Raw genomic sequence first — 21632 nt, forward strand, 5'->3', positions numbered from 1 at the left:
GGCGGCGCAGGTGCTGGAATTCGGCGAGCTGCCGTCGATGTCAATGCAGTCGACAACGCAGGGCTTTGTCTGCAGGTCGCCTCTAATCATGCGCGGTGGGTCTCGTATGCCAGCGGTGCCCACCAGGCGCTTCCCCTGGTGGCGCTGATTCGCAAGAATCTCCGCCTGCAGGGACTCTACCTGCCAGGGTTGCCCTGCGAGGTGCACTGGATAGTCCAGAAGGGATTGTCGCGCTGGATGAAAGACGTCCCGGGTGCCATTCACGCTGTCGACAGCATCTTCGACTTGCGAGACACAGCGCAGGCCTATCTGGCCGTCGAGGCGGGCACCAGGCTCGGCACCGTCGTGGTTCGGTGCGATACGGACTAGGTCATGCGGCCGGTCCCGGGCAGGCACCTGAAATGCCTTGCTGACAACGAACCAGAACTATCGGCCAGTGCACGCGCGTGCAGGGCCCACCATGGGCCTACTCGCCGACGGACAAGACTGCGCTGGCGAGTTATTCAACCAAACCAGGAGTATGAATCCCACGACATCCGGAAATCAGCCAACGGTTGTGAGCGGCGGCGGCCTGTGCCGCCGTCAGCCCCGCCGTCAGCCTTTGCGCTTCGCCAGCACCTCGCGGATGATCTGCACGAAGGCCTCGGCCGGCTGTCCACCCGAGACAAGATAGCGGTTGTCGAAAATGATCGACGGGACCGAGTTGATACCCATCGACTGGAACTTCGCCACTTCGCCGCGCACCTCGTCCGCATACTCGCCGCTCTCCAGCACGCGTCGCGCTTGCGTAGCATCGAGCCCCACCGACTGGGCCGCTTCCAGCAGCACATCGTGATTGCTCGGGTCCTTGCCGCTGCCGTGATAGGCCTTCAGCAGCGCCTCCTTGAGCGGCAGCTTCTTGCCCTGCGCGCCAGCCCAGTGCAGCAGCCGATGACCATCGAAGGTGTTGTAGATGCGGGTCCGGGGGGCGAAGGCGAAGCCCGCGCTGGCACCGCGTTCGCGTATCAGCGCCTGCCTCTCGGCGACTTGCGCGGCAGTACTGCCGTTCTTCCTGCTGGCGTAGTCGAGGACGGTCTGCCCTTCCGGCGGCATGTCGGGATTCAACTCGAACGGATGCACGACGATCTCGGCGTCCACTTCGTCCCCGAGTTGCTTCAGCGCATGCTTGAGCGACCACAAGCCGATGGCGCACCACGGGCAGGCAATATCGGAGACAAAATCGATCCTGAGTGCTTGAGTCATTGACGTTCCCTGCAATCGTTGATGGCGCAGACTGATGGGCCGGCAAGGGCTGTCTGAAGACGCGCAGGCGCACCTTCCACAACCCCGCCGCCGTCAGTCCGGAGTGAAGTTGATGGAGCGCAACAGCTTGCCCTGGCGCTCGTAGGACTCGCGCGCATCCTTCGAGAGCTCTTCGGTAGTAGCCAGCGAGCCGGGTTCCATTCCCATCTGTTCGAGCTTCGGGCGGAGCGCGGGCGATTGCGTGACCTTGAGCGTAGCGTCGCGCATCTTGGCGATCACGGCTGGCGGTACGCCAGACGCTGACCAGATCCCCATCCAGCTCACGTCCTGGAGGTCGGGATATCCTAGCTCGGTAAAGGTGGGGACGTTGGGCAGTGCCGCCATCCGCTTCGGCGAAGCCACGGCATAGGCCCTCAGCTTCCCGGCCTTGATGAACGGCATCGAAGTCGCGGGGCCGTCGAACATGAGAGGCACCTGTCCGCCCATGACATCCTGGAGTGCGGGCGGCGAACCCTTGTAGTTCACATTGCCGACATCGAGCCCGGCAAGCCGGTTGAACTGCACGCCCATGGTCTGGCCACGCGTGCCGACACCGAAGTTCGCGTAGTCGAGCTTGCCCGGCTTCGCCTTGGCGTACGTGACCAGCTCCCCAAGATTCTTCGCGGGCAGGCCGGGATTCCCGACCAGAATGAGGCTGGACCGCGTGAGTTGGGCAATCGGGACGATATCCTTGAACGGGTCGTATGGCGCCTTGACGACGTGAGGCACTTCCGAGACGATCCCCTTCTGGATCAGGAGGAACGTGTAGCCATCGCGCAGCGAAGACAGCATGCTCTGGACGGCGATGGAGCCGCCCGCGCCAGGCTTGTAATCGACGATAACAGTCTGGCCGAGCGGAGTTTCCAGCTCATGGGCAATCAGGCGTGCCACGATATCCGCGGTGCCGCCCGGAGGCGCGCCTACGAGGATGCGCACAGGTTTGGTGGGCCATTCTGCGGCCCGTGCCGCATCCATGGCCGGAATCAGCGCGCCAAAGGCAAGCGTGAGCGCCATGCCCTGGCGCACTATCTGGGTGAAGCAGTTCAATGCGATCTCCATTCTCTCAGGCCGGCCGCCGGCAAGCGCAGCGGACGTGCGAGAGGCCCCTGTCCTACTACTCTTCTGTTCCTGAGCGCTTGCCCTGGGTTCGACGTGACCATTGTCGATAAGGACCTCTGTCACCGAATCATCCTGCCTGGCGATACTTCCGGCTTTGCCTTGTGCGCCTTGCATTTAGCATTTGACGACAGCCATCCACGACGCAGGACTATGGTGCGCTGCGCGCTGCAGCTGACAGAGGGGGTCTGCCATGCCGCAGCAGAGGCTGCAGCCCCGGGGAGAGCCGGGTCGCAAACGGCACCGCTGCCGACAGGCAGCGCCTTCACGGGCGACCAGGGCATGACGCGGGCGTGGGCAAAGGCGCACCTCGAGAGCCGGACCCTCCGCTTCCAACCGCCACGGATTCCGGGGGAGCCTCATCTGTTGCGGCGTTATCCGCGACCAGCAAGTTGACGACGCTCCCACGCGCCGCACCGTTCACTCGTCGAGACGGATCTTTGCATCGGCTGCGATCTTCCCCCACAGCTGCAGATCGCGGCTGACCGTTTCGGCGAACTGTGCCGTGGTCTTCAAGGGCGGCGGCCCGAAGTTCATGTTTTTCATCATGGTTGCGAGCTCAGGGGACGCCTGGACCTTATTGACTTCATCGGCCAGTCTCTTCACGATCGCCGGGTTGGTTCCCGCCGGCGCGAACATGCCGAACCAGCCCACTGCATCGAACTTGTAGCCCTGTTCACCCATGGTCTTGACATCGGGCAACTGCGGTGCGCGTACATTGCCAGCAACGGCAATGGCGCGGACCTTTCCGGATCGCAGGAAGGGGACGGGCGCGGCCGGATCCGTCCAGCCAATTTTCACGACACCAGAGGCAAGGTCAGTCAGCAGCTGATTCGAAGTCCGATACGCGACGTGATCGGTCTTCATGTCGGTCTGCTTCTTGAGCCATTCCATCATCAGCTGCCCTGAAGATCCCGTGGACCAGCTAGCGTAGCTGTACTTGTCCGGATTCGCCTTCACCAGCTGGATCAGCTCCGGCAGGTTGCGGACCGGCAGGTCATTGCTCACCAGCAACACCACGCCACCCTCGGCCGTCTCGGCGATCGGTACAAGGCTCTTCTTCGGATCGTACGGGATGGTCTTCAGAACGGCCGGGGCGACAACCTGGTTCGATGCCGTGGTGTAGAGAATCGTGTATCCGTCGGCCGGCGCCTTGACGACAGCGTTGGTGCCGATGACTCCACTGCCGCCTGGCCGGTTTTCGATCACGACTGGTTGCTTCAAGGCTACCGTCAGGCGTTGCGCCATCACGCGTGCCAGGGCATCCGTTCCTGATCCTGCCGACGACGCAACGATCATCTGAATCGGGCGCGCGGGCCAGGCTGCTTCCTCCGCCTGCACCGGGCCGGATGCCCACAACGCCAGAAGCGCCGCCGAGCCCAGCGTGGCCGCAACCAGTTTTTTAATTCGCAATGCCATTGTCTACCTCCATGTACTAGTTTTCTTGACGGTCGATGAGGGGAACTGCAGCGTCAGCCCGAGTGCGTCTCCGGAAAAAGCTGGTCGACGCATGCAGCACAGGCTGTCAGTTCCCCCAAAAACCCTTTACTGGCACTCGAACTTCTTCAGGAAGCCCTGGTGGCCACCGTTGCGATTGGGGGCGAAGCCATTCTTCTGCAGCGTCTCTTCCACCGTGTCGTAGAAGACGCCAAGCTGCAGGATCTCGCGGGTCTGCTGCGCCGTGGCGATGGGGCGGCCAAATTCGCCGGCGATACGCACCAGTTGCTTGATCTGCTCGACGGTGCTCATCTTGCCCGTGCGGGTCTGGTTCCAGAGTACGTCCTCGATGCCGCACCGCACATGCAGGCCCAGCGCCATGCCGATCATATTGATGGGCAGCACATTGAGCACCGAACTCTCCACCGTCACCACGGCACCGTCCGGCACGGCGCGCAGAATGTTGGCCAGGTTGAAGATGTTCGCCTGGTCCATCCCGCCGCTGATCGCCACCCAGTTCATCACCAGCGGGCCCTTGTAGACGCCGCGGCGAATCATGCGCTCGATGGTTTCAAAGCTGTTGATGTTGTAGCACTGGAACTCGCTCTGGATGCCCGCGGCGGTCAGGCGTCGAACGTGCTCCTCGTACCAGCTGGGATTCGAGGGCACGACCATGTCCTTGTAGGTCTCGTAGAGGTGCGGGAATCCCCGCGAAACGCCCCTGAAGTCATCCACACCGGCATGCTCCGTCACATTCATCTGCGACGTGTTGACGGTCACCGTCACCTGGTCGGGCTTCGGGTCGAGTTCGGCCAGCATATGCCGCGTGTCATCGCTGAGCCATTTGGCGCCCTGCCCCTCTTCAGGCGCGAAGCTGATCGAGCCGCCCACCTGGATGACCATTTCCGGGCAGGCCTCGCGCACCCCGGCGATCAGTTCATTGAACTTGGACAGGCGCTTGCTGCCCTTGCCGTCCTCTTCGCGCACGTGCAGATGCAGCACTCTCGCACCGGCTTCGTAGCAATCCACTGCCTTCTGGATCTGATCCGCCATGGTGACAGGGATGTCTTCCGGGAAGTCCGAAGGAATCCAGCCCGGCGCATAGGGAGCGGCGGTGATGATCAGAGGCTGCTGATTTTCGGGATACAGGTGGCCGTCGAGGAAGTTCATGTTGATGGGTATCCAAATTGATTTGCGAATGCCGGGAATGTCGAATCTGACAGGAAAGGCCTGTCAAACCAGGAAGATGGACGAGCCGGTGGTCTTGCGGGACTCGAGGTCGCGATGTGCCTGCGCGGCATCCTCCAGGGCATAGCGCTGGTTGATCCCGATGCGGATGCGGCCTGCCGCCACGTGGCCGAACAGCTCATCGACCAGTTCCGCCTTTTCGGCAGGATCGGCGATATAGTCGGCCAGGCCCGGACGCGTCAGGAATGCCGAGCCTTTGCGGGCCAGGATAGCCGGATCGAACCCGGTGACCGGACCGGAGGCAAACCCCACGCACACCAGCAGGCCGCGGCGCTTGAGCGAGTCCAGCGAGGACATGAAGGTGTCCTTGCCCACGCTGTCGAAGACCACGTTCACGCCCACGCCATCGGTCAGTTCCCGCACGCGCTTGGCCACGTCCTCATGGCTGTAGTTGATCGTGTGATCACAGCCATGGGCGCGCGCGACTTCGGCCTTGGCGTCGGTGGAAACCGTTCCGATCACGGTCAGTCCCTGCAGCTTGGCCCATTGCGAAATGATCAGGCCGGCACCGCCTGCGGCGGCATGCAGCAGGATGGAGTCGCCCGCCTTGAAGGGGTAGATGCGGCGCATCAGGTAGGCCGCTGACAGGCCCCGCATGGTCATGGCCGCCGCGACTTCGCAACTGATTGCCTCCGGCAGCTTGATCAGCGGTGCGGCGGAGATCAGCCGCTCCGTGCTGTAGGCGCCCAGCGTGTTGGTAAAGCCCGTATAGGTCACACGGTCGCCGACCGCCAGATGGGTGACGCCGGCACCGACGGCCTCGATCACGCCGGAGGCCTCATTGCCAAGGCCGCTAGGCAACGGCACCTGGTAAGTACCGCTGCGGAAGTAAGTGTCGGCAAAATTCAGGCCGACGGCCACGTGACGGAGGCGAACTTCCCCCGGCCCCGGTTCGCCGACACTGACGTCCTCAAAACGAAGGACATCGGGACCGCCTGTTTCGTAAAACTTCACGACCTTCGCCATGTCGTCTCCTGTTCTCTATCTGATTTGACCGCTTATGTGACCGCTTATGTGATCGCTAACCTGGGGCTTGCCGCTTGAGCTCGCCACAGGACAAGCGAATCTTCTGGCCTGGCGCAACTTTCCGCTTTGCCGTTCACGTCGTGGGCTTTTCCATATGTGACACGCCGGCGCCGGTGCACCGGCTCGCCCGCGGCATCAAGCCGGGAGTCGATGGCACGCCTCGCTCCGCTCGCAAACGACAAAGCACGAGCGCCAGCGCGCCCTGCCCGGGACTCCGGCAGGGCGCGCTGGCGCTCGTGTGTTCTGCGGGAGCCCTGCTTCCGGCTCCCGTCGGGCTCAGAAAATGTGGCGGATACCCACAGCAGCACCGAACATCGACGTCTTGCCATTCGGCAGGGCGTAGCTGTTCAGCGTAAGACTGGTGGCAAAGTTGCTCGCGGCCGATTCCATGGCCAGACCGCCGTTCCTTGAATAGGCCGTGGTCAGGTAAATGTCGGTACGCTTCGAGAACGCATAGTCGGCAATCAGGGCGATCTGCCACGGATTGGCCATGCCGGTATTGCCCCCAATATTCTTTACATTCTGATAGTCGTACTCGAGCGTAAAGTCGAGTGCGGAGGAGAAGCGGTATTGACCGCCGATCCAGTAGAAATCGTCGCGCAGGATCAGCGTTCCGTTCTGGTTCTTGTTCTGCCCCCAGCGGTAGCCGCCCATCACCTTCGCCGTGTCATTGAAGGCAAAGCTGCCCATGACCGCAGCCTTCTTGAAAGCACCGTTGCCAGTCCCGATCGTCGGATTCCACTGGTCATAGGCGACACCCACCCCGAAAGGCCCGGCAAGGTAGCTCACGCCGGCACCATATGCCGAATCGCGGCGGAACGCCCCCGGCACCTCGCCGTTGCTGCCCGCACCCGGAACGGCCGGGGTGACTTGCGGGAGGGTCGTCCCTACGCCGAACGACCAGTTCGCCATGACGGTCAGGCCGCCGAACGTGCCCGTGTACTTCGCGGTGTTGTCCTCGCGGAAGTTGCCACCTGCGATCACGCCAACGGGCTCATACTGCGTCGCGTATCGCGCCGGGATAAAGTTGGCCAGCGTGGAGAACATGGAATGATATTGCCGGCCAAAGGTGAGCTGGCCGTATTGCGCAGTCAGGCCAACGAAGGCCTGGCGACCGAACAGGCGCCCGCCCTGTTGCATGGTGCCGGTATCGGAATTGAAGCCGCTCTCCAGAACGAAAATCGACTTCAAGCCGCCACCGAGATCTTCCGTGCCGCGCAGGCCCCAGCGCGAGCCCGAGTATCCACCGGCGTCCTCGCGAATCACCTTGCCGCCCTGGCCGGGATTGAAGTTATTGCTCGCCGACGGCACCGCGCCGACGTGATTGACATACTCGACGTTGACGTCGACCACGCCATACAAGGTCACGCTGGATTGCGCCTGCACCGCTCCGCAGGCGCAGGCGGCCGCGAGGCCAATAATCGTCTTCTTCATTGCGTTCTCTCCTCTACCCTTATCTGTCTAATTAGTCCAGCCATCTCGCTACGACGGGGCAATCCTACGGAACACTGCCGTCGCCTGACGCGGCAGCGCCCCGGATGTCGCGATTTGGAAAGTCGGTGTCCTGAGCAGGTAAAGACCGATGCCGGGCAGGCCAAATACCGTCAGAAAAAAGCGACATGTCGAGCGATCAGCCGGTTCATCAGACGGCAGGAGGCTTGAAGAACAGGCAGTAGCGGACTGAAGACTTCGAAGCCGTGCGCCGCAGATGGACGAGCGCAAGCGGCTCCGCCATGTGCGGAGAACCCTTCATCAGGGCAATGCTTTACTTGGGAGGAAGTGCGGGCCTCGTGCCCGCCAGGACCGATCAGTGCCGCGGTGGGTGCAGACGACCAGGAGGGCAACCTGCCTCGATGGTCGTGCCTTCGCTGAGGAAGGTCTCCAGTTGTCCCTGCCGGACTGCTGTGATGAGGGAACCAGGAAAAATAGCGAGTGTGCGGTGCTTACCGGCACCGGCAACGCATGAAACAGGAAATGATGGGGCAATCACGAGATTGCCCCATCGAGATCAAGGCAAAGGGCTGGCGACCAGCATGGACGCAACCCGTTCGCCCGATGTCAATCCGCTCCCTTCAGTTCGATCAGCAGATCCTTCGCGGCCACACGATCTCCCGGCTTCACGTGCACGGCGGCAATCTCGCAGTCGCGCTCGGCCGCGATGTGGGTTTCCATCTTCATCGCCTCGAGCGCCAGCAGTGTCGTGCCAGCCGCGACCTTTTGCCCGGGCTGCACCGCCACGGTCACGATCGAGCCCGGCATCGGCGCGGCGATATGCAAGGGGTTGCCAGGCTCGGCAACGGCCCGGCTCTGACGTGCCGGCCCCGCTTGCGCGGTGCTGCGCTGTTCGACCAGTGCCGTGCGTGACTGTCCGTTCAGCTCGAACTGGACCTTGATGTTGCCCTCCTCCGCGTCGGGATGCATCCCCTGCAGGGAAACCAGCAGGGTCTTGCCCGCCGCGATGTCGATGGCCACCTCTTCCTGGGGCTGCAGGCCGTACAGGAAGGCCGGCGTCGGTACGACTGACGTATCGCTATAGGTCCGCACGTGCGCGTGGTAGGCGATCGCCTGCTTCGGGTACATCAGGTAGGAAGCGAGCTGGCGGTCGTCGAGCGCTTGCTCGCACGCCGCTTCGCCCTCGGCGCGCACCGCGTCCAGGTCAACCGCGGGAATCCGGTCGCCCGGGCGGTAAGGCACGGGCGGCTCCCCGCGCAGGACCTTGCGCGAGAGTTCCGCCGGGAAGCCGTCGGGCGGGAAGCCGAGTTCCCCCTTGAACAGGGAGACCACCGATTCCGGAAAGGCAATCTCCCGGGCCGGATCGCAGACATCCGCGGCGCTCATGTCGTTGGCCACCATCATCAGTGCCATGTCGCCAACCACCTTGGAGGTCGGCGTGACCTTCACGATGTCACCGAACATCTTGTTGACATCGGCGTACGCGCGCGACACCTCGGTCCAGCGATGCTCGATGCCGAGCGAGCGGGCCTGCTCGCGCAGGTTGGTGTACTGGCCACCGGGCATCTCGTGGCGGTAGACATCTGCCGTGCCGGCGCGGATCTCCGATTCGAACGGTGCGTAGTAGCGACGCACGCCCTCCCAGTACATCGACGCCTCATGCAGACGCTCCAGGTCGAAGCCGGGGTCGCGCTCGCTGCCGGCCAGTGCCGCCGCGATGCTCGACAGGTTGGGTTGCGAGGTGAGCCCGCTCATCGCATCGAGCGCGCCATCGACCGCATCGCAGCCGGCACCGATGGCAGCCAGTGCGGAAGCGGCCGAAATGCCGCTGGTATCGTGGGTGTGGAAATGCACGGGGAGGCCCGTCTCTTCCTTGAGCGCCTTCACCAGCGCGGCGGCAGCCTGCGGACGGCAGATCCCCGCCATGTCCTTGATGCCCAGCACGTGCACGCCGGCAGCCTGCAGTTCGCGCGCGATCCCGACGTAGTACTTCAGGTCGTATTTGGGGCGGGAGCCGTCGAAGAGGTCCCCCGTGTAGCAGATCGCGCCTTCGCACAGCGCGCCGCTCTCGCCCACGGCATCGATGGCCACGCGCATATTGCGCACCCAGTTCAGCGAATCGAAGACACGGAACACGTCCACGCCGGCGCTGGCGGCCTGGCGGACGAAGAACTTCACCACGTTGTCCGCATAGTTGGTGTAGCCGACCGCGTTCGAGCCGCGCAGCAGCATCTGGAACAGGATGTTGGGCACGCGCTCGCGCAGTTGCTCGAGACGTTGCCACGGGTCTTCCTTCAGGAAGCGCAGCGCCACGTCGAACGTCGCCCCGCCCCAGCACTCCATCGAGAAAAGTTGCGGCAGTTCGCGCGCGTAGAACGGCGCGATCGGCAGCATGTCGGCCGTGCGCATGCGCGTGGCGAACAGCGACTGGTGCGCATCGCGCATGGTCGTGTCGGTCAGCAGCACCCGCTTCTGCTCCAGCATCCAGCGCGAGAACTTCTCCGCGCCGAGTTCGCGCAGGAGGTCGCGCGTGCCGGTCGGAAGCGGGCCGGCGGTATCCACCGCAGGCAGCACCGGGCTGGGCAGCGGCAGCGGCGGCAGCGAGCGGCCGCTCATTTCCGGATGCCCGTTGACACACACCTCGCCGAGATAGCGCAGCAGCTTGGTCGCGCGGTCCTGCCGCTTGGTGAAGGCCAGCAGTTCCGGCGTCTTGTCGATAAAGCGCGTGGTGACCTCGCCGGAGCGGAAGGCCGGATGGTTGATGACGTTCTCGAGGAACTGCAGGTTGGAGGCGACGCCGCGGATGCGGAACTCGCGCAGCGCGCGGTCCATGCGCCGGATCGACTCGGGGGCGGTCGGCGCCCACGTGGTGACCTTGACCAGCAGCGAATCATAGTACGGCGTGATCACTGCGCCGCCGTAGGCAGTACCGGCGTCCAGGCGCACGCCGAAGCCCGCGGCGCTGCGGTAGGCGGAGAGCCTGCCATAGTCCGGCAGGAAGCCGTTCTCGGGATCCTCGGTCGTGATCCGGCATTGCAGGGCATGCCCGTTCAGCGAGATGCCCGCCTGCTCCGGCACGCCGGCCGCGCGCACGACGATCTTGCCGTCGGCATCGCGCGTGTTCTCGGTCATGCCGATATGGCCGCCCTCGGTGATGCGGATCTGCGCCTTGACGATATCGACCCCGGTCACCATCTCGGTGACCGTGTGCTCGACCTGGATGCGCGGATTGACTTCGATGAAATAGAACTGGCCGGAGTCGGCATCCATCAGGAATTCGATCGTGCCCGCATGCGTGTACCCGACCGCCTGCATCAGCCGCATCGCCGCATCGCACAGCGCGGCCCGGCCGGCGTCGTCGAGGTATGGCGCCGGCGCGCGCTCCACCACCTTCTGGTTGCGGCGCTGCACGGTACAGTCGCGCTCGTACAGGTGCACCAGATTGCCGTGCGTATCGCCGAGCGCCTGCACTTCCACGTGGCGCGCGTTGCGCACCAGTTTCTCGACATACACCTCGTCATTGCCGAATGCCGACAAGGCCTCGCGCCGCGCGGCCGGCAGCGCGGTTTCCAGGTCCTGCTCGTTCTCCAGCATGCGCATGCCGCGCCCGCCACCGCCCCAGCTCGCCTTGAGCATCAGCGGGTAGCCGATGCCCGCCGCCAGGCGCTTGCACTCGTCGAGCTCCCTGGGCAAGGGATCGGTCGCCGGCATCACGGGCACGCCCGCCTCGATCGCGGCATTGCGCGCCGCCACCTTGTTCCCCAGCTTGCGCATGACCTCCGGCGACGGGCCGATCCAGCGGATCCCGGCGTCCATCACGGCTTGCGCGAAATCCGGGTTTTCCGAGAGGAAGCCATAGCCCGGGTGGATCGCGTCGACCTTGGCCTGCCGCGCGATGCGCAGGATGTCGTCGATGTCGAGGTAGGCCGCCAGCGGCTTCTTGCCCTCGCCAACCAGGTAGCTTTCGTCCGCCTTGAAGCGATGGAGCGCGAGGCGGTCTTCTTTCGAATAGATCGCCACCGTGCGGATATTCATCTCGGCCGCGGCGCGCATCACGCGAATCGCGATCTCGGAGCGGTTGGCAATCAGCAGGGATTTGATCGGGGTGTAGTCCATGGGGGCGAATAGAAAACGAGTCCGCCATGCGCAAGAGGCACGGCTTGGTTTGGTATCGGAGACTCTGGCTCCCCCTGTTGGCGAGCCAGAGCGAACGGACCGCTATTTGTGGCTCTGTGGCTCTATTCGTGGCGGGCAAAGGGCGTGTGCGAATCCATCCAGTCGTGGTGTCCCTTTGCGGCTGCCCATGCCCAATGCGAACGCCGCGGTGGCGCCTCAGTGCGATTGCCACTTTCGCCGAGTGCCTGACCCGCATGCAGCTTGCTTCCATCAGCGGCAGGCTCACGCTCCGCGCCTGCTTCGATCTTTCCGTAGTACGTCACCTTGCACTCCTCCTCAAACCCTTGACGCCACGCGATGGCGAATTCAATACGAGATATGCGGGGCGCGATTCCTTTCGCCCCATCAATACACCGACACCGCAAGAAGCGCACCAAGGCCGCACGATGCGCCTAAGTCATTGTTTTCATGCGGTATTGCCGAACCGATGGGTGAACAGGATTTCATCGTCGGGTTTCATCATTTCAACTATGAAACCCCGTGAAACGGCGCTGCGACACGATCCGTGCGATGCAATCGGCACGTGTCGGCCATTGCTACCCAAGAAGAGAAGGCATTTAATCGTCTTAGATTAGGGCAGGAACGGAAGAGAGCGAAATGCACTGCAAGAGTTGTGGTTCCGAGAACTGCGCCGAAGCACGATTCTGCAGGGAATGCGGAGCAAGGCTGGCCCGGTGCTGCCCGAAATGCGGCCATGAAGCGGGTTCCAGCGACAAGTTCTGCATCGAATGCGGCGCATCCCTGACGGTCTCCGCCGAACTGCCGCCCGGCACGGCATCGACGCCCCCCGCGCCCATCGACTACACGCCGCGCCACCTGGCCGAGCGCATTCTGGCCGAGCAGGCCGCCATGGAAGCCAGGGGAGCCCCTGCCGGCGAACGCAAGACCATCACCGCCATCTTTGCCGACATGGCTGGCTCCACGGCGTTGATCCGCGACCTCGACCCGGAAGAGGCACGCCGCCTGATCGATCCGGTCGTGGCCCTGATGATGGAAGCCGTGCACCACTATGAGGGCTATGTGGCCAAGTCCCTGGGCGACGGCATACTGGCCTTGTTCGGCGCCCCGATCGCCCACGAAGACCATCCCCAGCGCGCGCTGTATGCAGCGCTGCGGATGCAGGACGCCATGCGCCGTCACAGTGACCGCATCCGGCTGGAGCAAGGCATACCACTTCAGATCCGGGTTGGCGTCCACACCGGGGAAGTGGTGGTGCGTTCCATCCGCAGGGACGACCTGCACACGGACTACGATCCGGTCGGGCACACCATCCACATCGCCTCGCGCATGGAGAGCATCGCGACACCAGCGTCCATTCTCGTCAGCGATGCCACCTGCAAGCTGACCGAGGGATATTTCGACTTCAAAGCCCTTGGCGCGACCCAGGTGAAAGGCATTCCGGAGCCTCTCGCGGTCTATGAGGTGTTGCGCCCCGGGGTGCTGCGCACGCGCCTGCAAGTGGCGCAGCGCCGCGGCCTGGCGCGCTTCGTGGGGCGCGAAGCCGAGCTGGAGCAATTGCAGGCTGCATTGGATCGGGCCAAGGCAGGACTGGGGCAGATTGTCGGAGTGGCCGGCGACGCCGGGGTCGGGAAATCCCGCTTGTTCCACGAATTCAAGGTGCTGTCGCAGCGAGGCTGCCTGGTGCTGGAAACCTTCTCGGTCTCGCATGGCAAATCCTTTGCCTATCTGCCATTGATCGAGCTGGTGAAGAACTATTTCCAGATCGATGCGCACGACGATGAACGCAAGTGCCGGGAAAAGGTCGCAGGCAAAGTGCTGATGCTGGACCGTGCACTGGAAGACGTGCTGCCTTACCTGCTCTATTTGCTGAGCATCGCCGAGCCTGGTTCGGCGCTACCGAACATGGACCCGCTGATCCGGCGCCAACGCTCGTTCGACGCGATCACGCGCCTGCTGGTCCGCGAGAGCCGCAACCAGCCGCTCGAGCTGCTGTTCGAAGACCTGCAATGGCTGGACAGCGAAACAGAAGCCTTCCTGGATGTCCTCGTCGAGCACCTGCCAGACGCCAGGATCCTGCTCATGCTGAACTATCGGCCCGAGTATCAGCATGATTTCAGCCACCGCGGCAGTTACACCCACCTTCGGCTCGATCCGCTGGGTCAGGTAGAGGCCAGGGAACTGCTCACTGCCCTGCTCGGCGAGGAACCCTCGCTCACGCCTCTCAAGACGCTTATCCAGGACAAGACCGAGGGCAACCCCTTCTTCATGGAGGAAGTGGTACAGACTTTGTCGGAGGAAACAGTCATTCAGGGCGAGCCTGGCCATTACCGCATCGAGCAGACCCCGAGCAGGCTGCATATCCCGACCACGGTACAGGGCGTACTGGCTGCCCGCATCGACCGGCTGCCCCGCGCCGAGAAAGACTTGTTGCAGAGCCTTGCCGTGATCGGGAAACAGTTTTCCCTGCGCCTGATCCAGCGGGTGGTCGCCCAGCCGGATGACCAGCTGCTCCCGCTCCTGGCCCATCTCGAGGCTGGCGAGTTCATTTACGAGCGGCCCTCGTTTCCCGACACCGAATACACCTTCAAGCATGCGCTGACCCAGGAAGTTGCGGGAAACTCGCTGCTCAGGGAACAGCGCACCGCATTGCATGAGCGCACGGCCCAGGCAATCGAGGCCCTGTTCCAGCCCCAGCTGAAGGACTATTACAGCGAACTGGCGCGCCACTACAGCCTGAGCGGAAACGACCCGAAAGCGGTGGAGTATCTTCACCGCACCGGGCAACAGGCCATCCAGCGCTCGGCCTACCAGGAAGCGATCCACCACCTGAATGCTGCCCTGGAACTGCTCAAGCGCCAGCCCGATACGCCCGAACGCGTACGCCAGGAACTCGCTTTGCGGCTTGCCATCGGGCCCGCGCTGATTGCCGCCAGGGGCTTTGCCTCGTCCGAAGTGGAGGCGACTTACAGCCGTGCCCTGGCCCTGTGCGGACAGGCGGGCGAAACCTCGCAGCTCTTTCCGACGCAGGTGGGATTACGAACCTATTTCTCGCTGCGCGCCGAACATGGCAAGGCCTACAAGTTGGGAAAGCAACTTCTCGGCCTGGCCAGAAACGCGAATGATCCGGATTTAGTGGGCGAAGCCCATGTCCTGCTGGGAACCACGCTGTATTACTCCGGCCGGTTCAGGGCCGCGGATGCCCATCTGATGGATGCCCTGGCGCTGTACGACGCGGAACCCCGCCACCCGCACCCGAACTTCCATGGCGTCGATCCGGAGCTTCGCGCGCAATCCACCGCGGCGCTGGTCCGCTGGACACTGGGATACCCTGAAGAGGCCTGCAAGCGCGCACAGGCGTCCATCGTGCTGGCCCGCAATCTTTCGCACCCATTCAGCCTGGCTCATGCCCTCTGCCTGGCGGCGGAGTTGCACCAGTTCCGCTGCGATCTCAGGCTCACGCAGGAATACGCGGACGCCGCGATCGCCCTCTCGACCGAACAAGGCTTCCCATTCTGGCTCGCGTGGGCGACGGTCCTTCGCGGCTGGGCCCTTGCCGGGCAGGGACAGCATCAGGCGGGCATCGCGGAGATCCACGCCGGGCTGTCCGCTCACCACGCTACGGGCGCAGCGCTGGGCCATTCCCACTTCCACGAGTTATTGGCCCAGGCCTATGGAAGCATGGGCCAGATCGAGTCGGGCCTGAGCGCTCTGGATGAGGCTGCCCGCGCGGTGAAAGCGGCCGGGGAGCACTATTGCGAAGCAGAGTGGCATCGGATCAGGGGGGAGTTGCTGCTTCAAGGGGCGAGCCCCCACCAGCTCAAGGCTGCCGGGCACGCGGAGGCCGAAGCGTGTTTTCGCCGTGCGATCGCCATCGCCCACCGCCAGCATGCCAGGTCGTTCGAGTTGCGCGCGGCGCTGAGCCTCGCGCGACTCTGGCGGCAACAAGGCAGGACGGAGCCGGCCAATGCCATGCTGGACGGGATCAGACGCACATTCACCGAGGGCTTCGACAGCCCGGATATGCAGGATGCCATGGCCGCGCACGGTGCACCGGCAGTCGCTCCGCGATTGGTTTGAGGAAGGGCCGCCCGAGCCTGTTGCGGCCCGATGCCAGGGCTACAATCGCGAGCACCATTTCACTACGCCGTACGTTTGAATCGCCATGCCAATGCACACAGATCAGCACGCCGAATATCTCGCCTTTGCCGGCCGCCTGGCCGATGCAGCAAGCGCTGTCACACTCGCCTATTTTCGCGCGGCCTTGGAAGTGGTGGACAAAGGCGCCACACGCTTTGATCCCGTTACCATAGCCGACCGGGAAGCCGAGCGTGCCATGCGCGACCTGATCCGAAGGACCTACCCCACCCACGGCATCCTGGGTGAAGAGGAACAGCGGGTTACCGGGACCGAGCCGTTCTCGTGGGTACTGGATCCGATCGACGGGACGCGCGCCTTCATCACGGGGCTACCACTCTGGGGCACGCTGATCGCACTCAACGACGGCCAGCATCCGGTACTGGGAGTCATGGATCAGCCGTTCACGCGCGAGCGCTTTTCCGGCGACGGCAACCAGGCCTGGATGAATGGCAAGCCATTGCAGGTGCAGCCCTGCAAGTCGCTCTCGGAGGCCAAGCTGCTCTGTACCACTCCCGACATGTTTGAAGCCGGCGGGCAATGGGACGCTTTCCAGCGCGTGGCGCGGGCGGCCAGGTTGCAGCGATACGGCGGGGATTGCTACGGATACTGCATGGTCGCCGCAGGCCAGGTCGACGCCGTAGTCGAGGCGGGATTGCAGCCTTATGACGTGCAGGCCCTGATCCCGATCATCGAAGGCGCCGGCGGGATCATGACCAGCTGGACCGGCGGCGACCCGCAACAAGGCGGGGCTGTGGTCGCTTGTGGCGACGCCCGCGTGCATGCGGAGATTCTTCGGCTGCTGAACGGGCAAGGCTGAGCAATGCGCGCTACCGCCCCCCTCGCCCCTCACCGGCTCATTGAGCGTCGGGCTTGCGGAAGTGCTCTTCTACAAGCCTGGCGGCGGCCTGCCAGAGTGCCGGCGCGCCGCGTTCGATTGGGTGCTGGCAGCGCGCAATGACCTGTTCTTCGGTGACTTCACACTCGACCCAGGTACCGCCTTCTGTCGCGGCGTTATGGAGCATGGGCTGAAACCTGTCCAGCGCTTTGGCGAACCTTGCGTCGTCGCTTTCCCCTGCCTCGAACTCGAACCAGAGCGCGCGAAACTCCGCAGCCTGCGCCTCCGGCAACAGGGAAAAGATGCGCTCCGCCGCCAGTTGCTCTCGTTCAGCCTGGCCTGCATGGGTCGAGGGGACATGGAACGGCACATCGCCCGCATCGATCTCGACGATGTCGTGGATCAGCAGCATTTTCACCACGCGAGTCACATCGACGGGCGCTGCCGCATGCTCCGACAGGACTAGCGCGTACATGGCGAGATGCCAGGAATGCTCGGCACTGTTCTCGCGACGCGACTGGTCAATGAGCGGCGACATCCGTACGACGCTCTTCAACCGGTCAATCTCCCGGAGGAAGGACAGCTGGCGTTCCAGGTTGGACGGGTTCACGTTGAATACAAAGGCTGGGTGTCTGGAAAGTCTAGCAAACCGTGACGCAGCGGCGCCCCACGCACTTGGCACAATCATTGTAGGGATTTAAGGGTTATCCCTAGCCACGCATTCCCATTTCCTGGGACTGGTGGTTTTGATTTTTGGGAATGAGGTCCTATGCTTCGTCCCTATGCTGAATGCTGTCGACAACCCTGGCGCCGTGACGCCTCTTACCTCCACGCCAGGCGAATCCGGCCAGCCCGCGGGCGGTGCGGATCGCGTGCTGTTCGTCCTGGCGGCCCTGGCCCAACACGGCGCGCCGATCACGGTGCGGGAACTCGTAGCCAAGACCGGACTGCCCAAGAGCACGCTCTACCGCCAACTGGTGATGCTCAAGCGCTGGGGCTTCGTGCTGGAGTCCGACGGCGAGTACGCGCCGGGCCCGATCAGCCTGCAACTGGCGCTCGGCTTCGACATGGCCTCCCACCTGGCCCGCGAAGCCTTGCCCGACATGCGGCTCCTGGCGCAGCAGTCCGGTGAAAGCGTGGGCCTGGTCGTCGCCGTCAAGGATCACGCCGTGTGCCTGGAGATGGTGGAAAGCCGCCAGTCGCTGCGCTGCTCGTTCGAAAAGGGCCGCGGCGTGCCGCTGCGTGCCGGTGCGTCGGCCAAGTCGCTGCTGGCGTTCATGCGCGACGAAGCGCGCGAGCGTCTGGTCCATGCCCTGTGCGAGCCGGACGAAGCCGAACGGCTCCTGGCCGAACTGGCCGCCATTCGCGAGACCGGCTACGCCGTCAGCGAAGGCGCGGTGGACCCGGGTGTCTGGGGCGTGAGCGCCCCGCTCTTCTCGCGCCGGGGCAAGACAGATGCGCTGGGCTCCATCACGTTGATGGTGCCGGCCACGCGACGGCAAGGGCGCGAGAGCGCGCTGATCGACATGACCCTGGCCGCGGCGATGCGGATTTCCGCGCGGCTGCAGTCCTACTGAACACAAGGCAAACCATTACCGCCGCCGTCGACAGACCCCTGCGACGGCGGATCCCTCGTTCCCGAGAAAAGGAGACCTCCATGAACCTTCGTCGCAAATGCCTGATGGCCGGCCTGACGGCCCTGATCGGCCTGACCTTCGGCGCCGCCGCCCACGCCGAGGACAGTGCCGTGCTGCGCGTGGCCACCGACGCCACCTTCCCGCCGATGGAATTCATCGAGAACGGCAAGCGCACCGGCTTTGATGTGGAACTCGTCGAGGCCATGGCCAAGGTGATGGGCAAGCGGGTGGAATGGACCGACATCGACTTCAAGGGCCTGGTCCCCGGGCTGGTCTCGCGCCGCTTCGACATGGCCGTGTCCGGCATCTACATCACTCCCGAGCGCCGCAAGGTGGTGGACTTCACCGAGCCGTACTACACGGGCGGCCTGGTGGCGCTGGTCAAGAGCGGCAACACCACCATCCACACCCCGACCGACCTGAACGGCAAGAAGGTCAGCGTGCAGGTGGGCACCAAGTCGGTCAGCTTCCTGCGCGACACGTACCCGCAGGTGCAACGCGTGGAAGTGGAGAAGAACCAGGAAATGTTCAACCTGGTCGAAATCGGCCGTGCCGACGCGGCCGTGACCGGCAAGCCGGCCGCGATGCAGTACGTCAAGACCCGCGGCGGCCTGCGCATGGTGGAGCAGCCCCTGACTACCGAGGAATACGGCATGGCCGTGCGCAAGGACACGCCCGAGCTCACGCGCGCCCTCAATGCCGCGCTGGCCAAGGTGAAGGCCGATGGCACCTACGCCAGGCTGACCCAGAAGTGGTTTGGCAGCGCCGCCAGCGCAGCCGCCAAGTAAGCCGCGCGGATCATCATCATGGAACTGGATTTTTCTCCTGTCTTTGCCGGTTGGCCTGACATCCTCCACGGCGCCATCATTACCGTGGAGGTGACCGCGTGCGCGCTGGTGCTGGGCTGCATCATGGGCCTGCTGGTCGGCATCGGCCGGCTGGACCCGAAGCGTCGCGTCATCTATGGCCTCTGTACGGCCTATGTGACGTTCATCCGCGGCACGCCGCTGCTGGTGCAGCTGTTCCTGCTGTTCTTCGGGCTGCCGCAATTCGACATCCTGCTGCCGGCCTTTGTGTGCGGCGTGATCGGGCTGGGCATCTATTCCGGCGCCTATGTGTCGGAAATCGTGCGCGGCGCCATCCAGTCGGTGGACAAGGGCCAGATGGAAGCGGCCCGCTCGATCGGCATGTCTGCCGGCCAGGCCATGCGCGCGGTGATCCTGCCGCAGGCCATCGTGCGGATGATTCCGCCGCTGGGCAACGAGTTCATCGCCCTGATCAAGAACTCGGCGCTGGTGTCGCTGCTGACCATTGCCGACCTGATGCATGAAGGCCAGAAGATCATCAGCGTGTCGTACCGGTCGCTGGAAGTCTATCTGGCGATCGCACTGGTTTATCTGATCCTGACGAGCGCGGCCGGGCTGATCCTGCAACGCGCAGAACAACGGCTGCGCATGGGAGGCATGGTGCAATGAGCGATTCCGCAATCATCCGGATCCGGAACCTGGGCAAATCGTTCGGCGGCCATACGGTCTTGCGCGGCATCGACTTCGATGTGGAGCCGTCGCAGGTCGTGGTCGTGATTGGCCCCAGCGGCTCGGGCAAGAGCACCTTCCTGCGATGCTGCAACGGACTGGAGCAACCCGAGGCCGGCACCATCGACATCGTCGGCAAGCGGCTGGTGACCGAAGGCCAGCTGATCGGCGAGCACGAGCTGAACCAGTTGCGCACGGAAGTGGGCATGGTGTTCCAGTCGTTCAATCTGTTCCCGCACCTGTCGGTGCTGCACAACGTCACGGTGGGTCCGCGCATGCTGCGCGGCGTCTCGCGCGAAGAAGCCGAGCGCAAGGCAATGCGCCTGCTCGAGAAGGTCGGCCTTGCGCACAAGGCCCACGCCATGCCCGCCAGCCTGTCGGGCGGCCAGAAGCAGCGCGTGGCCATTGCCCGCGCACTGGCCATGGAACCGCGCGTGATGCTGTTCGACGAACCGACCTCGGCACTGGACCCGGAGCTGGTCGGCGAAGTGCTGCAGGTGATGAAGTTGCTGGCGGCCGAAGGCATGACCATGGTCGTGGTCACCCATGAAATGGGCTTTGCCCGCGAAGTGGCCGATGTGGTGGTGGTCATGGATGGCGGCGGCATCATCGAGGCCGGGCCGCCGTCGGTCATCTTCTCGGCGCCGACGCAGGAACGCACGCGCGGCTTCCTGCAGGCCGTGCTGACGCGGGCGTGAGGATGGCTGTGACCCAGAATCTTTGGCAGGGCCGTGTCGATCACGGCGAGCGCGGCGACACCACGCGCCTGTTCCGCATTGTGCATGCGCTGGAAGCGGCAGACCCGGCGCCCCTTGGCGGCGCGCCGGTGCTGCTTGGCTTCAGTTGCGACGCCGGCGTGCTGCGCAACCAGGGCCGCCCCGGCGCCGCGCACGGCCCGGACGCCATCCGCCAGGCGCTGGCCAACGTGCCGGCGCACGGGCTGTCCGCGTTGTATGACGCCGGCAATGTCGGCTGTGAAGACGGCAACCTGGAATCGGCCCAGTTGGCGCTGGCGGAAACCGTGCGCGACGTGCTGGCGCGCGGCGGGCTTCCGCTGGTGCTGGGCGGCGGCCATGAAGTGGCCTGGGGCACCTGGCAAGGCCTGCGCGCGCATCTGGATGCGCGGGACGACGGCGGTCGTGTACTCATCATCAATATCGACGCCCACTTCGACCTGCGCACCAGCCGGCCCGCGAGCTCCGGCACGCCGTTCGACCAGATCGCCAACGCGTGCGCGGAGCGCGGGCAGCCGTTCGACTATGTCTGCCTGGGCGTCAGCCGCCTCAGCAACACGCCGGCGCTCTTCGGGCGCGCCGATGCGTTGGGCGTCAGCTATGTGGAAGACGTGGACATGCAGGAGCGCCACCTGCCCTCGCGTCTCGCGGAACTGGCGGCGCGCATCGATGCCACCGACCACCTGTACCTGACCATCGACCTCGACGCACTGCCGGCGGCCGTGATGCCGGGCGTGTCGGCACCCGCCGCCTATGGCGTGCCGTTGTCCGTGGTGGAGGAAGTGGCCTTGCTCGCTCGCCGCAGCGGCAAGCTGCGCGTGGCCGACCTGGCGGAATACAACCCGCAGTATGACCGCGACCACCAGGGCGCACGCGTGGCGGCACGCCTGGCCTGGCGCCTGTTTGGCTGACAGGCAGTCACGCCGCCGCCTCGCGGCCCGACCTGGGCGCGTCAGCGCCGCTGTACTCCGGTGCGCCGGCGCGAACTGTGATCGAAACCCCGTCTCAGGGGCGGCTATCCTGCAATGGGCCGGGTTGCTGCGCGCGGGGTGCTAGA

Annotated in this window: 16 protein-coding genes; 8 read left to right on the plus strand and 8 right to left on the minus strand. The window is 64.3% G+C overall.

Annotated elements, in window-relative coordinates; all coding sequences use genetic code 11:
- Window positions 1-138 precede the first annotated feature (138 nt).
- Window positions 139-369 (plus strand): MDR/zinc-dependent alcohol dehydrogenase-like family protein, encoded by a 231-nt coding sequence (locus KHO22_RS07075; RefSeq protein ID WP_230426765.1) that lies wholly within the window; start codon window positions 139-141, stop codon window positions 367-369.
- Window positions 370-594: 225 nt separating this feature from the next.
- Here KHO22_RS07075 and KHO22_RS07080 read toward each other — a convergent pair whose 3' ends face one another.
- From KHO22_RS07080 to KHO22_RS07110, 7 genes are all read right to left on the minus strand, one after another.
- The gene (locus KHO22_RS07080; protein ID WP_211946394.1) at window positions 595-1242 is read right to left on the minus strand and encodes a DsbA family oxidoreductase; all 648 of its coding nucleotides are present in this window, start codon (window positions 1240-1242) and stop codon (window positions 595-597) included.
- 93 nt (window positions 1243-1335) lie between these two features.
- Window positions 1336-2295 (minus strand): Bug family tripartite tricarboxylate transporter substrate binding protein, encoded by a 960-nt coding sequence (locus tag KHO22_RS07085; RefSeq protein WP_211946567.1) that lies wholly within the window; start codon window positions 2293-2295, stop codon window positions 1336-1338.
- A gap of 522 nt (window positions 2296-2817) precedes the next feature.
- Window positions 2818-3816 (minus strand): Bug family tripartite tricarboxylate transporter substrate binding protein, encoded by a 999-nt coding sequence (locus KHO22_RS07090; protein ID WP_211946395.1) that lies wholly within the window; start codon window positions 3814-3816, stop codon window positions 2818-2820.
- A 126-nt stretch (window positions 3817-3942) separates the two neighbouring features.
- Window positions 3943-5004, minus strand: coding sequence for a beta-keto acid cleavage family enzyme (locus tag KHO22_RS07095; RefSeq protein WP_211946396.1), 1062 nt, complete (start codon window positions 5002-5004; stop codon window positions 3943-3945).
- Window positions 5005-5067: 63 nt separating this feature from the next.
- A complete protein-coding gene (locus KHO22_RS07100; RefSeq protein WP_211946397.1) occupies window positions 5068-6048 on the minus strand; it encodes a quinone oxidoreductase family protein in 981 nt (326 codons plus the stop codon).
- A gap of 336 nt (window positions 6049-6384) precedes the next feature.
- Window positions 6385-7542 carry a porin gene (locus KHO22_RS07105; protein ID WP_211946398.1) on the minus strand — a complete coding sequence of 386 codons (1158 nt, stop codon included), beginning with the start codon at window positions 7540-7542 and terminating at the stop codon, window positions 6385-6387.
- Window positions 7543-8166: 624 nt separating this feature from the next.
- Window positions 8167-11676: a pyruvate carboxylase gene (locus KHO22_RS07110; protein ID WP_211946399.1), complete on the minus strand. Its 3510-nt coding sequence runs from the start codon at window positions 11674-11676 to the stop codon at window positions 8167-8169.
- Window positions 11677-12333: 657 nt separating this feature from the next.
- Here KHO22_RS07110 and KHO22_RS07115 point away from each other — a divergent pair.
- Together KHO22_RS07115 and hisN are read left to right on the plus strand one after the other, a co-directional pair.
- A complete protein-coding gene (locus tag KHO22_RS07115) occupies window positions 12334-15774 on the plus strand; it encodes an adenylate/guanylate cyclase domain-containing protein (protein WP_211946400.1) in 3441 nt (1146 codons plus the stop codon).
- Between the two features lie 85 nt (window positions 15775-15859).
- The gene (hisN, locus tag KHO22_RS07120) at window positions 15860-16651 is read left to right on the plus strand and encodes a histidinol-phosphatase (protein WP_211946401.1); all 792 of its coding nucleotides are present in this window, start codon (window positions 15860-15862) and stop codon (window positions 16649-16651) included.
- A 37-nt stretch (window positions 16652-16688) separates the two neighbouring features.
- On the opposite strand, the gene KHO22_RS07125 is transcribed toward hisN, so the two are convergent.
- Window positions 16689-17279: an HD domain-containing protein gene (locus KHO22_RS07125; protein ID WP_211946402.1), complete on the minus strand. Its 591-nt coding sequence runs from the start codon at window positions 17277-17279 to the stop codon at window positions 16689-16691.
- A 172-nt stretch (window positions 17280-17451) separates the two neighbouring features.
- On the opposite strand from KHO22_RS07125, the gene KHO22_RS07130 reads away from it, so the two are divergent.
- From KHO22_RS07130 to hutG, 5 genes are all read left to right on the plus strand, one after another.
- Window positions 17452-18246, plus strand: a complete 795-nt coding sequence (locus KHO22_RS07130; RefSeq protein WP_211946403.1) for an IclR family transcriptional regulator — start codon at window positions 17452-17454, stop codon at window positions 18244-18246.
- Window positions 18247-18326: 80 nt separating this feature from the next.
- Window positions 18327-19094: a glutamine ABC transporter substrate-binding protein gene (locus KHO22_RS07135; protein WP_211946404.1), complete on the plus strand. Its 768-nt coding sequence runs from the start codon at window positions 18327-18329 to the stop codon at window positions 19092-19094.
- Between the two features lie 18 nt (window positions 19095-19112).
- On the plus strand, window positions 19113-19781 hold the full coding sequence (locus KHO22_RS07140) for an amino acid ABC transporter permease (RefSeq protein WP_211946405.1): 669 nt from the start codon (window positions 19113-19115) through the stop codon (window positions 19779-19781).
- The gene (locus KHO22_RS07145; RefSeq protein WP_230426766.1) at window positions 19778-20539 is read left to right on the plus strand and encodes an amino acid ABC transporter ATP-binding protein; all 762 of its coding nucleotides are present in this window, start codon (window positions 19778-19780) and stop codon (window positions 20537-20539) included. The genes KHO22_RS07140 and KHO22_RS07145 overlap by 4 nt, the downstream gene beginning before the upstream one ends.
- A gap of 2 nt (window positions 20540-20541) precedes the next feature.
- Window positions 20542-21486, plus strand: coding sequence for a formimidoylglutamase (gene hutG, locus KHO22_RS07150; RefSeq protein WP_211946406.1), 945 nt, complete (start codon window positions 20542-20544; stop codon window positions 21484-21486).
- Window positions 21487-21632: the final 146 nt, after the last annotated feature.

This window comes from Cupriavidus yeoncheonensis (genome assembly GCF_905397275.1).
Classification (GTDB): Bacteria; Pseudomonadota; Gammaproteobacteria; order Burkholderiales; family Burkholderiaceae; genus Cupriavidus; species Cupriavidus yeoncheonensis.